10 protein-coding genes are annotated in these 14,546 nt (G+C 55.5%); 2 read left to right on the top strand and 8 right to left on the bottom strand.

The window, feature by feature from the left end:
* Positions 1-76: 76 nt before the first annotated feature.
* Together DX909_RS28145 and DX909_RS28150 are read right to left on the bottom strand one after the other, a co-directional pair.
* Entirely contained in the window at positions 77-949 is an 873-nt protein-coding gene (locus DX909_RS28145; protein ID WP_128548595.1) for a hypothetical protein, read from the bottom strand.
* 6 nt (positions 950-955) lie between these two features.
* Complete coding sequence (locus DX909_RS28150; protein ID WP_128548596.1) at positions 956-2,368, bottom strand: site-specific integrase; 1,413 nt, start codon at positions 2,366-2,368, stop codon at positions 956-958.
* 1,021 nt (positions 2,369-3,389) lie between these two features.
* Here DX909_RS28150 and DX909_RS28155 point away from each other — a divergent pair.
* Positions 3,390-3,902: a DUF4142 domain-containing protein gene (locus DX909_RS28155; RefSeq protein WP_128548597.1), complete on the top strand. Its 513-nt coding sequence runs from the start codon at positions 3,390-3,392 to the stop codon at positions 3,900-3,902.
* 107 nt (positions 3,903-4,009) lie between these two features.
* Entirely contained in the window at positions 4,010-4,948 is a 939-nt protein-coding gene (gene lgt, locus DX909_RS28160) for a prolipoprotein diacylglyceryl transferase (protein WP_128548598.1), read from the top strand.
* Positions 4,949-5,041: 93 nt separating this feature from the next.
* Here the strand turns inward: lgt and DX909_RS28165 are convergent, their stop codons facing one another.
* The 6 genes from DX909_RS28165 to DX909_RS28185 all read right to left on the bottom strand — a co-directional run bounded on the left by DX909_RS28165 (position 5,042) and on the right by DX909_RS28185 (position 14,467).
* Positions 5,042-7,138 (bottom strand): PAS domain-containing hybrid sensor histidine kinase/response regulator, encoded by a 2,097-nt coding sequence (locus DX909_RS28165; protein WP_128548599.1) that lies wholly within the window; start codon positions 7,136-7,138, stop codon positions 5,042-5,044.
* A 114-nt stretch (positions 7,139-7,252) separates the two neighbouring features.
* Positions 7,253-10,804 carry a carboxypeptidase regulatory-like domain-containing protein gene (locus DX909_RS28170; protein ID WP_128548600.1) on the bottom strand — a complete coding sequence of 1,184 codons (3,552 nt, stop codon included), beginning with the start codon at positions 10,802-10,804 and terminating at the stop codon, positions 7,253-7,255.
* A gap of 253 nt (positions 10,805-11,057) precedes the next feature.
* On the bottom strand, positions 11,058-12,500 hold the full coding sequence (locus tag DX909_RS28175) for an amidohydrolase family protein (RefSeq protein ID WP_206513070.1): 1,443 nt from the start codon (positions 12,498-12,500) through the stop codon (positions 11,058-11,060).
* Between the two features lie 77 nt (positions 12,501-12,577).
* A complete protein-coding gene (locus DX909_RS29820) occupies positions 12,578-12,754 on the bottom strand; it encodes a hypothetical protein (protein ID WP_206513071.1) in 177 nt (58 codons plus the stop codon).
* Positions 12,755-13,282: a chemotaxis protein CheB gene (locus DX909_RS28180; protein WP_206513072.1), complete on the bottom strand. Its 528-nt coding sequence runs from the start codon at positions 13,280-13,282 to the stop codon at positions 12,755-12,757.
* Between the two features lie 126 nt (positions 13,283-13,408).
* Positions 13,409-14,467, bottom strand: a complete 1,059-nt coding sequence (locus tag DX909_RS28185; protein ID WP_128548601.1) for a chemotaxis protein CheB — start codon at positions 14,465-14,467, stop codon at positions 13,409-13,411.
* Positions 14,468-14,546 lie beyond the last annotated feature (79 nt).

A 14,546-nucleotide genomic window follows, 5' to 3' on the forward strand; every position in this document is an offset into this window, starting at 1 on the left:
TTTGCATTGCGCCTATCAGTTGGATGACAGGCGTAAAGTTGAAACACCTATAAAGGCTCCAACCGGTTATAACCGGTTAGAAAAATCTACTCTCTAGTGTATTGATCTCATCCTTAACCTGCTGGCGATACGGCTCTGGAAGATGATCCAGGATCTTTTCCAAGTCCTGTATTAATGGCTTAGCCTTGTCTTTGGAGTCATTGCAATACCGAAGCCGATTACGAGCCGTACAAAAATTAAGATATACGATGTACACTTTATCGCCACTGGTGAATCCCCATTGCCGCGCATACGCCTTACCTTCGCTGCCGGAGCGAATAGGTGGACCACCCTGAATACAATGAATCAGAACCCGTTGACGGATGGAGAGTGGCTCCTTTTTTGGTGGCATTTTAGGGCCACTACCGATCGCCATTCCGTAGCGTGCTTTCAAGGCCTCCAACTTGGGGTCCACAAAGCGTTGAGCAGTTTTCTTATTGAAGTATTTTCCAAGTATTTCCTTGAGCGTTAACCCATCCATTGATTGGAGCCACTCCTCAAACACCGGCTCCAAGTACAACTGCTCATTGGCTTCTGGGTGGTTCCGGTTCCAGGCGGCCAATTCTTTTTCCAGTTCCTGCTTCATCCACGTAATTTTACCCCTTACCTCCTGTTGCTGCCGGTGAAACCAATCCATGGCCCATACCTCCCACCGCAAACGAAGCTCCTCGTTTGTAGGCGAAGGGCTGAAAGGCGTGTTTGCTTGCCAGGTTATCTGGGATACATCCGGACAGGGTAACACCTCTTCCCAGGTGTTACCCCCGAACAGGATCCGCCAACTCCCCTGAAGGAGACGTTGCTGGGCATCCTGCCAAAACCAGCCGAACGAGCCTGGCGATGGCTCGGCGAAAAGAGTGACACCAAGGCTTTCAATGTAAGCTTGCACATTGCTTATACGAGACTGAGCCATGAGGGATCAAAGGAGGTTTAAGTAAGCTTTGGCTTCCTCATCATCGAAGGAGCCTAAGTAGCTTTCCGTGGTTTTCAGATTAGTATGGCCCAAGGACTTGGAGATCATTGCCAAAGGAGCATGGCCTTTCAGTAGGGTGGTGGCAAACGAGTGCCGGGCGGCATAGGTGGTCACTGCCTCTTCAATTTCCAACTGCCGGGCAATGCGGCTCATCCACTGGTTGGTGACCTTGACTAGTTGATGGATGACCCGGCGTTGCCGCACCGGGTCCATGCCAGCCTCCACAAAGGGAAACACCCGCTGGTCGGCTCTTCGGTCGCTAGTGCCCCAGCGATCCAGAATGGCTAAGGTTTCGGGTCGGAGGTAAGCCACGATGGGGGTCTGGTTCTGTTTACGACTGCGGCGCGTCTTCTGACGGATAAACGTCAGTTTCTTACTGGTCAGGTCAACCGAGTCCCAGGTCAATTGACACAAGTCGGTCAGGTTAGCTCCATTACAGTAATAGGAAAACAGCCACAGGTCATGGCTGCGCTGCTCTAACGTGCCTGGCAGAGGCTGGTAATCCTTGATCCGATCGAGCGTTTGACGTGATAGAGCCTTTTTGACATTGGCTCCGGCAGGGATCATGTAGCCATGGCGGCCAAAAGGGTAAGCCTCGCGGGACATAAGCCCCTGTTGGATGGCCTCGTTGACTATCGCTCGGAGGTGTCGCAGGTAGATGCCTACGGTGGTTGAACCGGCCCCGGTTGGCGGTTTGCCCGGACTCTGGGATGCCTTGCCATTAACCAGCATCCACTGCTCATAGGCCGTCAGAAACTCAGGCGTCAGATGAGCGAATTGTAAGGTAGCCGGTGCAGACGCCTTCACGGTCTTCCGGCGGGGCAAAGGGAGTTGAAGGAAGTCAAGCCTCTGCTGGTCGGTGAAGGAGTCGACAAACCGGCGGAGCGACTTAGCCGCCAGTTCATAGTTGATGGCATTGCCAATGCGGCCCTCCTGAGTCATGCTGGCGGATTTAGCCCAAAGAGCAGCCAACACGTCGGTTTTTTCCTGAGGGATTTCCTTCACCTTTCCATACAACGTGATGGCCTGAATGAAAGCATCAAAGCTGAACCCATCACCTAATTGAGCCAATACCACCTGGGCTCGTTTCAGATAACCATCTTGCCGTTGACCGGTCAAGGGGTCCTGGTATTGGTCGCCATACACCTTTTGCCAGAGGTAGCGTCGTTCTTCATTTTTAACATGCCCTTTCAGTCCACCCTTGTATTGCTGAAGAAATTCCCATTCTTCGAGGGATACTTTCAGACCGGTAGTAAAAAGGCGTTGTTTGCGTTGGTAACAGACGGACCATTTGATGACACCGGTGCCTTCGCCGGAGGCCCGCCGATCTAAAAACAAGGAAACAGTAGCATAAGTCATAGAGACCAGATAGAGAGAGCGGACGGGTAAAAAGATTTGACAACTTGCAATACAAATTGCAATACAAAAGTAACAATTCAACAGATACCATCAATAAAGTCAAATAAGCGAATTACCTTAAATGACTGCTTTATAGAACATTAAATAAACTACAGTAAATAAATATAGAGAAAAAGGACGGTTTATCACACGACTGTTAATCAGAGGGTCGCTGGTTCGAGCCCAGCTTCGGGAGCCTGATAATCAGCCGCTTATCTTCATTGCTAAGCGGTTTTTTTGCTTTGGGGGCAAACAACTTCCTGGCTGTGTCATGATCCTTAGCCACGAAATCCTATTTGTTTCTTCCTCTCCATACTGAGGTTATCCGAAGCCTGAACCATTTGATGGAACGGCTTATATCCTGCGAAGCCGACGGGCAGCACATACTCTCCGGCATAGGAAGCCGGTAAGGCGGGCCGTTGCTCAAAACCCTGATCTGACTTCAAACACAAAGGGGTTATCCACCTCATCTTCATTCAAATACTTAATGTGGGTAACTTTCCCTTGCGGAGTCAGGGTAAACGGTACATAGACGATCGTCATTTGCTGGGCAAGCGTCGAATATCCGGATATCTGATCTCCTTAAGCGCCTGGCGAAACGTAGAATCGGTATCTAAACCTGACCTAGGTACTTGTCCAAAGCGGGGCAAAAGGCTCAAAGTCAAGAAGATCAGACAGGCAGCCAACGTTTTCTTGGCAGTTTGGGATAAAGGCATTTCGATAAGTCAGGTTACTATAAAAAGAACGATTTACTCCTTCGATCGGCCATTGTCTCTTCCCGAACCAAAAGAGAAATGCCCACGACGCCTACCCGTGAAACAGCCTCAATTGCACTTTTCCTAAATCTGGACTACCGACCCTCTTACCGGTAGGTAAAAATAAGGCGCATACTGCTTAAAAAAGCATCTAAGGGTATTTATTAGTCTGTTGATTAACTGCCGTTTACATCGGCACCTTTGCCACTACTAAACGCTTCCCACTTATGAGAGCCCTTTCTATGTACGTCCTCTTTCTTGTCCTGAGTATCCTGTTAGGCTCCTGTCAGGAAGAGGGCCTTTCAGAAAATGACAAGATGTTTATGAGCCTTGCCGGCAGTGCCGGAATCATGGAGGTTGAAATGGGGAAATTAGCCCAGCAACGGGGCGTTCGGACCGATGTCCGGCGTTATGGCGATCAAATGGTCAAAGAGCATACCGAGATCAATGTCGAATTCAAACAATTGGCCGAACGCCTGCAGGTAGAAGTGCCGGACCAAATGAATGAACGGAATCAGCAAATGGTACGCGATCTGGCCGCTTTACAGGGTAACCAGTTTGATGCAAAGTACATCGACACCATGATTGCGGATCATCAGTTTGCGGTCGAAAAGTTTGGAGAAGCCCATGCGATGGCTAAAAACAAGGCGTATAAGACCTGGCTGGCCAAAATGATTCCCGTAGTAAAACATCACTTACACATGGCCCAACACTTAAAAGCTTCCCGAACCGACGGGTAGAGCAGGCATAGCCAACCACCGCTTGTCAGGAAGGTTCCCCATTGCCGTCGCCGTCTGAAATCTTAGTACATTGGCTACCGAAAACCGGATTATCCACCAGAAAAACTATGCTTCAATACATTCTCTGGGATGTTGACCCCGAAATTTTTCGTATTGGTTCCTGGCCGGTGAGATGGTACGGCTTACTATTCGCTGCCGGGTTCCTGACCGGAGTCCGGATGATGGCTCATATTTTCAGGACCGAGAAGAAGCCGCTTTCCGACATCGACTCATTGCTGATAACCGTGGTGGTTTCAACTATTCTGGGGGCAAGAATTGGGCACTTTTTATTTTATGAGCCTTCCATGTTCATTCAGAATCCGTTACGGATCATCACACCTCCTTTCGACGGTCTTGCCAGTCATGGAGGCATAATAGGTATTTGTATCGGCTTGTGGCTCTACTCCCGACGCCCCTCCAGCAAGGCGACGGGTCAAACATTTTTATGGGTCACAGACCGCATCTGTATCGTAGCGGCCCTTGCCGGCGCTTTCATCCGGTTCGGCAACCTGATGAATTCCGAAATCTTCGGAAAACCGACTCACGTACCCTGGGCATTTGTTTTTCTCCGCGATCCTGATTTTAGCCAGGTGCCGCGCCATCCCACTCAGCTGTATGAATCCTTTTCCTGCCTGGTATTATTCGCCGTGCTGTTTTGGTACTGGAAAACGCATCGAAAGCAGTCAACACCGGGTACGATGTCAGGCCTGTCTTTGGTCTGGGTATTTGGGTTAAGGTTCATCTGGGAGTTCATCAAAGAAAATCAGGTTGCCTTTGAAGACGATATGAGCCTCAATATCGGTCAACTGCTGAGTATACCGGCCATTGTATCCGGCCTGATCTTACTCCTGAGAAGCTTCATCAAACCTGCGTCATTCATTTCCGTTGCCTTAGTCATTCAGTCATCAGGTCTTTGTCTTCAGTGCGATGACAGGCCGGCCCTGCCGGTTTCCGGGCAAGCTCATTCCGTCCGATGTGAAGAATCAACTTCTGACAAACAGCCCTGAAAGAAATACAAGTCTCTTGCCGGCATCTGGATAAAAATTATTTCAGGCATTTGCAGAGAAAGAGGTCATACCAGGTCGGTAGTTTCCCTACGTTCAATCGCCCTTGCTTTCTTTTTTGGCGGCTATCGTTTTGGTCAGTACTTCCGTCAGGCTCGTATAATCGACCGGTTTGAGCAGGTGGCCATCGAAGCCGGCGGCCCAACTCCGCTGCTTGTCGGCTTCCTGCCCAAAGCCTGTCAGGGCGATGATCGGCAGGTTCCGGCCCCAGGCTTGCTTCCGGATGTGCTGACATACGGCATAGCCATCCATATGGGGCATCCCGATGTCCAGCAGCATCACGTCAGGGGCCAGGGCTTCCGCTGCGGCAATGCCGTCCTGGCCGCTGTAGCGTAGATGTACGTCATAGCCCTGCAACTGCATGATCTTACCCATCAGATCGATAAGCTCCCTGTTGTCATCGACCAGGAGAACCCGCACGGCGTCCCTGATGACAGGTGACTTCTCAGCAGCGGGCTGCGGTTCATTTTGCTTTTCCATGAGTACGGGTAAAGTTAGGGTAAATGTGCTGCCCTGCCCGGGTCCGGCGCTATAAGCTTCAATATGTCCCTCGTGCCCTTCCACAATCTGTTTGACGACCGCAAGGCCCAGACCCAGCCCTCCATGCGGTCGGTCCAGGGAGGTGTTACCTTGCACAAAAACATCGAAAATAGCGGTCAACTCGTCGGCAGGAATCCCCATCCCGTTATCCCTTACCGATAGCACGGCCTGACCGGCCTGCTGTTCCAGCGTGATCCGGACATGGCCGCCATCATCGGTGTACTTGGCCGCATTGGTCAATAAATTCATGACCACCTGAGATAACCGGGTGGCATCCCCGTTGACCACCACTGGCAACGAGGGCAGCGCGATGTCAACCGATTGATCACGCTCCCTGAAGAGCGATTGGGCCGCTTCGACCGTTTGTTCCACCAGGGCACCCAGCTCGGTGGGCTGGCGCCGGAGCCGAATCTTGCCCTGTCGAATCCGGCTCACATCCAGCAGATCATCCACCATTCTGCCCAGATGCTTCACTTGTTGACTCATCCGCTGCACACCGATCGGATACGACAGACTCTCGTCCCGGCCTTTGGTCATGTCCAGATACCACAGGGTATTGGACAATATGCCCAGGGGGTTACGTAACTCATGGCCCAGCATCGCCATAAATTCTTCCTTCCGCTGGTCTTCCCGGCGCAGGGCTTGCTCGGCACGGGCCCGTTCCAGGGCCGCCCAGGTCCGCTCGGCCGTTTCCTCGACCAGGGCCACTTCCTGAGCCGTCCACTGGCGTGGCCGACCATGATGCACCGTTAGGCTTGCCACCCAGCGCCCCCCTTTGCGCAAAGGGACCCCGATAATGGAGACTACCCCAGCGGCCAGATACGACCGCAAGTGCTCATTGGATTCGTCTACTTGATGGATGTCAGGTAAAACAAGTGTTTGACCCCGGCGTTGCGAGTCCGGTGTTTTCCCAAAATCGCTTAGCCGGAAGCGGCCAATCATCTGGGGAAAGTTATCGTGCACATAATTGGTAGTTATGATAAAATGAGCCTCGTCGGCTTCTACTTCGGCATATAACACGCGGTCCACCTGCAAGTGCCGGCCCAGGAATTGCAGGGCAGCTTCCTGAATTTGTTTTGCGTCGGCCAGCGGTCGAAGCGCATCACTCAGCTTCAAGAGAAAGGCCTGTTGGGCTTCGACTTTTTTTCGTTGGGTAATATCATTAAACAGGACGCCGATCCAGTAGGGCTCAGCCTGCTTAACCCGAAACACATCCACAGCCAGCCAAAGATCGAGCGCTGCCACATAGTGCTCAAAATGAGTCGGTTGTCCCGTCAAGGCAACACGGTCATAGTTCTCCAGGCGATGGACCTGCGGTTGGTCGATCCCTGGTTGGATCGGTTTGCCCACCGTCGGGTGGAATCCGAGCAGGTACTCCAAAGCGATATTGCTCAGCAGACAGTGATAATCAGAGGCATCCGATGGTAACGTGGGTATTTTTTCCAGCAGGCAAAAACCCTGACTGCTGGCCTCAAAGGCCGTCCGGTAGATGGAAAGCAGCGTGTCGGCCTGGAGTTCAGGTTTATTCATCAGATAGTCTGAAAGTAGTTTTAGCAACTCGACTATTTTCCATTTTGTTTGGAATGCCGTCACCCGGTTAGGAACGGTGGTTCCTGATCTCGATTGTCCGGAAGATGGAAAGTAAAAAAGTCTTTTTGAAGAATTATAGTGGTGAGCCTGCGCCCATCCGGGGAAAAAATCACTGCCTTACTGAACCCGGATCAACTGAACGCCCAGCACCGGACGGCCCTCGGCCGTAACGCCCTGGATCACCACGCGCAGCGTCCGAACGACGTCCGACAGCGGAAAACCCAGCCGGCTGTGCCCCTGGCCGTCGGTTTGCATGATCGGTTTCCAGTAGAGAACATCCCGGTAATCGACGGGGCCGGAAACAGTGCCGGCGGATACCTCCGCATCGTAGCGGGGCACATAAAATTCGCGCTGCACCGACGGATAGCCGATGAACTGAATCGGGGTCATCCCCTCCGCGGGCTTCGCGCCGGCCTCCATCGAACGTCTGCTTTTGGTATAAAAAGCGATCACGCCGTTTCCGCCCCGAACCCCGTACATTCCTGCCGTCGTTCCATGTTTCAGCAATTCGATCCGTTCGATATCGCTAGTGTTGAAGTACAGCAGAGCTTTTCCATCCGGGTCATAAATAGGCACGCCATCCATCAGATACAAGGGCTGCATACCGCTTTTGAAACTACCTACACCCCGTATGAATACCTTATAACTGTGCGCCTGGGCGGCCCCTTCCCGCGTCACCGTCACACCCGCCAGCCGGCCCTGAATCATTTCGTACAGGTTCGGGTAAGTCGGCGACCGCTCGTCGAACACCAGAACGGCATCCGCCCTGTCGTGCAGACTACGCTGCTGTATGTCCCCGGGTCTTTCCTCATTTTTTCGCGCCCGAACCGTTACTTCTTTCAGGACTTTCGCCGTTTTGTCGCGGTATAAATCGGTGTGGGCCGCCTGCCGGATTCGGGCGGCTTCCAGTTGAGCGTGCAGCGTCGCCCAGTGGGGTGCCATCGCTGTTTTACCGGATTCCCATTGCCGGCCGGGTCCTTCCAGGATCAGAAAGGCTTCTTTGGGAGAAATTTTCCTTGACTGCTTATCAGCGAGTTGCGCCATCAACTGCACCGTATCGGCCAGGGCCAGCCCCGCCAGCCGAAACCGCCCCTGTTCGTCGGCGTCGGCCGATTTCACGTACAATTGCCCACCGACGGTCGACGCCACGGTCAACTTCGCGCCGGGTATGGGTTGTTGTTTCGCGTTCAGAATGCGGCCCCGGAGCGAAACACCGCCCAGTGAATCCGTCGCGGGCGTACCACTCACGCGTCGCCAGCCCTGCGTCAGCAGCAGATCGTCCAGGGCTCTGCGGGTTTCGGCCGAGGGATTCAATACGTATTGGTTGGGGTCTTCGATCCGTCCCCGAAGCTCTCCCGTCAGCAGCAGATGGGCCGGCAGCGTCGCGTCGGCGGTATCCTCGGGCACCCGGCCGGCATCGGTAATCGAGGCCGATAACGCGGCTGACACCGGTAATCCGTTATCGACCAGATTGACGCTCAGAATCACCGGCTCGCGAGGCTGATACCGGTTTTTGTTGAAACGCATCATCACCCGTACCGGCGCCGTGAACTCGGGCACAAACACCAGTCGCTCGGCCTGAGGCCGGGCCCCGGCATCGTACAGGGTGATCTGCGCCAGGCCCGGCAACCAGCTTGTCATGGGCAGGCTGATCTTCGCCACCCCGGCCTGCAGGAGAACCTTCCGCTGATCGACCACCCGGCCGCGTTGCTGAATCAGGATATACGCGGAGTCGGTCGCGGCCCGGTTCGTACTCATGACGGTCAACGACAGCCGGGTGGTATCGCTGACCGCATCGGCGGAAAGCAGCAGCCCTTCCGGTTCGGGGCCGGGCAAAGCCACGCGCTGCAGCCGGTTGGGATCCGCAACCTCGGCGTAGTACGTCCGCTGCGGCTTCGGCTCCATCGCCACGCTGGTCATCCCCTGCCGATTGGTCCGGAAACGAACGACTTCCGCGCCCAGGTCGTCGACGATCCGTCCCGCGATGGGTAGGCCCTGCCCATTGGGCTGTACGATCTTTACGCCCAGCCGTGCCGGCAAGCCCGCCGTCCAGCGGCCTCCTTCCGGCAGAATCTGAACGTCCAATGGCGCAGGAACCGAATCACTGCGTATGGATTCGTCGGTCCGAAGCAGATTATAGATCGCCACCGACCGCTCGAAAGCCGGACCTCGCTGGGCATCATCTTCATCGGTATAGGCCCGCAGGCGATAGGTTCCCGTCATGAGGGTATCGGACAGGCGGAAATGGCCTTCGCCCCGTCCGTCGATGATCCGGACCCACTGGTGCTGCACCCGTTTCCCGGCCGACGTAAGCAGGTCGACCTGAATGGCCGTTTCGCCGGCGGGCCGTCGGTGACTGGCCGCGTCGAGTACGTATGTGCTCATCCAGAGCCGATCCCCGGTGGCGTAAAAGGGTTTATCGATGTGGACGAACAAGGTGGGGGCCGGCAACCTGAATCGCTCGCTGAAGGCCGCCGTGATGCGGCCCAGGAAGGCGTCGGGTGGCGCAAGTTTTCCCAGAGTAGCCACCGGGCCGCCGGCAAGTGCCTCCTTCTCATTTCCTTCGGGTTTCCAGTCGGCGGGCAGCATCGTCGACAGCCGGTCATTCCCCATCGAGCCTTTCGCTTCCATCCCTTCCGGCATGGTGATCACCCCGTCGACGGTCATGTGCATCTGACCGCCAGGCAGTTTCATTTCTGTATAGGCATAACGGGCATCGGGATAGGGCGAGAAGCCCGAGAACGCATTCGTATAGAATACGATCAGTTTCATGGGCGAAACCAATCGGCGCTCGGTCGCTAACCGGCCGGGCTGAATCAACGTGGATGCCTGAACCGGAATCAGACGCTTGTAGTCGCGGATCGCAGCGGCCAGCGTAATGGTCCGCCCTTCGATGGGAATCGGCCGGGTGACATCCTCCTGATACACCAGAAAGCCGGCCTGCCCGAACGTGTTGTCGATCAGGGTGGCCATCAGGTGCCGGATCGACCCCTGGTAGGCCGTCAGCCGGTTTCGGCGAAACCGGACGGCCTGGCGTTCGTTCTCGGGTTTCAGTTCTTCGAAACGGGCACTTCCTGCCGAATAAACATTTCCCGAGGCCGTAGCATCGAAATGCTGCAAGGCATAGATCACCCGATACCCCAGCGCCTGGTTTTCAATGATCAACGGCTCATTCGCCGTCGCATACAGATGATCTTTCTCTTCCTTAAAATGGAGAACTTCACTATTGACCAGCAGGCACTGGCCGCCAAACGGTTCGCCGAAGAATTGCTTTTTAAACTGACGCAGATGCCGCTCCCAGCCTTTCGGATTGCCCCGGACGGTAACGGCATCCAGCATCTGTACACTGGCTTTCAGCCGAAAATCGGCTTTTTGGGGAGAGGTATTCTCAAATCGGAGCTTTTGCGTGGCAGGCTGATAGCCAACGAAGGAAGCGGCTATTTCGACCGTACCCGGCGGCACACCCGCCAACGTATAATAGCCCTTTTCGTCGGTGACGGCCCCCCGCGTCGAGCCGTTGACGTAGACGTGGGCAAACGGCATGGGTTTTCCCGTGGCGGCATCCGTGACGTAGCCGGTCAGGACGGCGGTCGATTGCCCGAAAGCCGGCAGGAGCGCTCCCGTAAGCAGAACGACGGTGATCCAGCCGAGGAAGAACGAGCCACGCATAGTTTGTAGATTACCCTCCCTAAAAAGAACCGCCCTGCGCAATTATACTTAGGGCCGAACCCGGCCAAAGTCCGGCAGAAAATGAGTTGGAGCTACCCTCAAAACGGGGTGGTTGTTTCCGGCCGCTGACCGCTTTCCAAAGGTTGGCACTTTTTGAAGTACAGGCTCCCGGTGACCTTTTGGGCGATGCCCGGTTCATCATCCTGATGCGGTTTTCGCAAAGCGATTTCCGAACGATACCGCCTTAACCGGCTTAGTTGCCCGTTACTTTCTTCCAGTCATACTGGTCCCTGGAGGCCGTGTTTCGTCTGGATAAGTCGGAAAGCATCCTGTCAAGGGTGGTTTTACTCAGCCATCGGCCGTTGACGATGACTCCGGAAATGGCCCGCGTGTTTTTCACGTTATCCAGCGGGTTGGCATCCAGCAGAACAAGGTCGGCCCGTTTCCCGACTTCGATGGTTCCGACTTCGCCGTCGATACCGAGCCAGATCGCGGGAAGGCGCGTGGTCGAGTTCAGTACTTCTTCGGGGGTGAATCCGGCTTCCGCCAGAAGTTCAAGTTCCGTATGAAGATCAAAGCCGGCCATCACCCCCGAAACCCCGGTGTCCGTCCCGGCCACCATGGGTACCCCCGCCTTTTTACAGGCTTGCACCAATCGAACGTGAAAGGCGAGCAGTTGGTCGAGACGGGCGATGCCCTCCGGCGTTCTATTCCGGTTATAGTTGTTGGCTGTCAGCCACTTACTTTGAAGGAGCGGATGCACATACCGGAGCAGTGGCGACGCCCGGAGTTCGTCCAGGGAGCGGGTCTGGCTGGCTATCCGCTTCATGGCGATCATGGTAGGGGAAAGCCACGTACCGTTCGCGGCCATCAGTGCCGCCAGACGCTGCGCTTCCCGGTCGCTAAAGTCGCCGGCTTGTTTCGACAGCTCTTCGGCGTGGGCAACCATGCCGAAATGAGGGACAAAGGCCTGTTCCACCTTTCCCCGAAAGGCATTCGGAATATGTCCGACGGTTTTTAGCCCTTGCTTATCGGCTTCATCGATGATGGCCTTATACGTCTCAATGTCCAGCTGGGAATATACTTTGATGAACTCGTACCCTTCGGCTTTGGCACTACGAACCGCCTGACGTCCGTCGGAGGGGGTATGTACGATTCTTCCCGATCCGTTTCCTCCATTTATGAGTGCCGCCAACGCCATGCGCGGCCCGATCACATCCCCTCTTGCGATGTCGTTTCGCTGACCGAAATGTTCCGGTTTAGAATTGAGATCGAACAGGGTCGTAACCCCATTGGCTATGTAAGGCGTCATCACATCCTGTGTGTCGAAGAACGTCGTTGCGCCCTGGGTGGGGAGTTTAGAACCAAAATGACTATCGGTTGCCAAATGCACATGCATATCGATAAGACCGGGTATGAGCCATTTTCCTCTACCGTCTATCACCCTGGCCCCCGGGGGAATAGGTCCATCGAGGGATAGAATCCGCCCCTGGCTGATGACCACCGAAACGTTCGGCAGGACATGCCCGCCCGTCGTCATCGGAATCACATTTACCTGTTTGATAGCCCATACCGGCGGCTTCTGCCCTTTCCCTTTTTGAGAAACCGTACTCGTGGTTGCGAAAGGAGCGCAGCCCATCGTCATCAGGAATAAACCGATGAAGGGCAGAGTATGGTAAGGATGCCTGTAACTCATTGCGGATCGTTGAATTGGTAAGGTTTCTGCCTGACGGACTGTTTAAAAGTACGATTTTCTCCGATTCAGACGGTCGGTCAGGCAGGACGATGCGAAGAACTGGCCCCGGTCCTCACGTTGATGCGCCGTTCCAGCCGGCGCATCAGGGTAGGGCGTTTGTAGTTGGAAAAGTCGTGGCCGGTGCGCAGGCGCAGTTGGGTGAATACGTCCCGCAGGGCCTGCTGCTGATCGTCGGTGCGTCGCTCGGGTTCCACCTAGATCGCTACCGTCCCCAGGCTTCGATGATAAGCCACCAGGCGGGCCGGGATGGCGGCTACCGGCAGGATGTCGTCCACCAGGTCCGTGGAGCCTGGCGGGGCATCTCGTTGAAGGAAGCCTCCCGGGGGTTTTGCACAAACACCGCCCCCCCCATTTTCCTTGATGCGCTTGAGGCCCATCGAACCGTTGGCTCCCGTACCCGACAGGATGACGGCGATGGCCCGGGGGCCGTGCGAGTCGGCCAGGGTACGAAAGAAAATATCGATCGGCGCCCGCCGTTCTTCCGGGCGGGCGTTGGGCAGAACCCTGATGTAGTCATCCTGCATTTGCAGATGCCGGTCGGGCGGCACTACGTAGACGTGGTCGGGCAGGACCGGCACATTTTCCGTGACCTGGGTGACCGGCAGGGGCGTCACCGCCTTCAGGATTTCGGTGAGTCGGCTGTCGTAATCAGGTGAAAGATGCAGGATCACCACATAGGCCATACCCGAGTCGGGTTCGACCTGCTCAAAAAACTCCTGCAATGCTTCAATCCCACCGGCTGAGGCTCCGATGCCGACCACCGAAGTTTGATCCGGCGCCGGTTGATCGGCCTTTCCTTTTTTCTTGCTTACGTGAGGTCTGGTAAGGGTACTGCTTCCAAAAATAAGTTATGCCTGGCGGTCCGACTCGCCGTCCGAATCGGTGGCTTGCTGCTCCAGACTGCCCTGGCTGAGTTGCTCATGTAATAAAACCGCCTGCCGGACCAAGGTCGACCGTTCGCCCGCCTGCTGGGCTTTCTGAAAGTACAGGGCGGCCAGCTTGGGCTGGTTGGCTTCGGCAAAGTGGTCGCCCAGATGGTTCAGCAGGACGATGCTTTCATCCACACCCCGAATGGCGCTGTAGAGGCTGTCCTCGATTTTTTCGGTGATCGCGGCCAGCAGCGTGTCCGCCGAATAGGCATGACCGGTATGACAGCGGAAACGGGCCAGCGGGCCCTCCTTGAGCAGGGTCAGCACGCCATGGCACTCCGGACACGTATAGGGACTCAGTTGACCGTACTGCATAATGTTGATTTCAAGGGCATTGTCTTCGGCCGCTATGCGAATTTCAGCGTTTATTTTTTCATTTTCCTCCGTCGCCACCGGCGATTTTTCGGGGGCCGGCCGATCGGTCAGCCGGATGAGCAAAGGGGGGATTTCGGCGAGCGAAACCACGTGATCGACGCCGACCTGACGGATGGCGCTAAGGGGCATGGAGGGCACCTCGGCTTCCCGGGGGTCCTGCACTATGGCCAGGCCCCCGTAGTGTTTGACGGTCCACAGGCCGGCGGTTCCGTCGTCGAGCGCACCGGATAAAATGACGCCGATGACGCGGGAGCCGTAACTGTAGGCCGCCGAGCGAAAAAGCGGATCGACGGCGGGACGGAAGCGGTTCTCCTTCGGGCCGCGCGTCACCCGGACATACCCGGGTTCCAGGAGCATATGGTGGTCCGGCGGGGCGATGTAGATGCGGTTGGTCTGAATCGGCTCCCGGTCCTGGGCATGAGCCACCGGCATCGTCGTGAGGTGGCCTAATACCTGCGGCAACATGCCCCGGATGGAAGGGGCCATGTGCCAGACAATGAAGATGGCCGCGTCGAGATCGGAAGGAAGCCCGGCGATGATTTTTTTGAAGGCCGTAAAGCCGCCGGCCGAAGCCCCCATGACAATGATATTGCGTTTCTCCATTTGGTTTTTCGGCGATTGGCCAAGAGTTCGGCTCATAATGATTGCCGTCGAACGGATCACCGGGACGGCTCTCCTGCCG

Source organism: Larkinella soli, assembly GCF_003703975.1.
In the GTDB taxonomy this organism is placed as follows: domain Bacteria; phylum Bacteroidota; class Bacteroidia; order Cytophagales; family Spirosomataceae; genus Larkinella; species Larkinella soli.

Coding starts and splice junctions, on each gene's coding strand:
- DX909_RS28185 (WP_128548601.1), bottom strand. CDS start 14,467: ATGGAGAAACGCAATATCATTGTCATGGGGGCTTCGGCCGGCGGCTTT.
- DX909_RS28145 (WP_128548595.1), bottom strand. CDS start 949: ATGGCTCAGTCTCGTATAAGCAATGTGCAAGCTTACATTGAAAGCCTT.
- DX909_RS28175 (WP_206513070.1), bottom strand. CDS start 12,500: ATGAGTTACAGGCATCCTTACCATACTCTGCCCTTCATCGGTTTATTC.
- lgt (WP_128548598.1), top strand. CDS start 4,010: ATGCTTCAATACATTCTCTGGGATGTTGACCCCGAAATTTTTCGTATT.
- DX909_RS28155 (WP_128548597.1), top strand. CDS start 3,390: ATGAGAGCCCTTTCTATGTACGTCCTCTTTCTTGTCCTGAGTATCCTG.
- DX909_RS28170 (WP_128548600.1), bottom strand. CDS start 10,804: ATGCGTGGCTCGTTCTTCCTCGGCTGGATCACCGTCGTTCTGCTTACG.
- DX909_RS28150 (WP_128548596.1), bottom strand. CDS start 2,368: ATGACTTATGCTACTGTTTCCTTGTTTTTAGATCGGCGGGCCTCCGGC.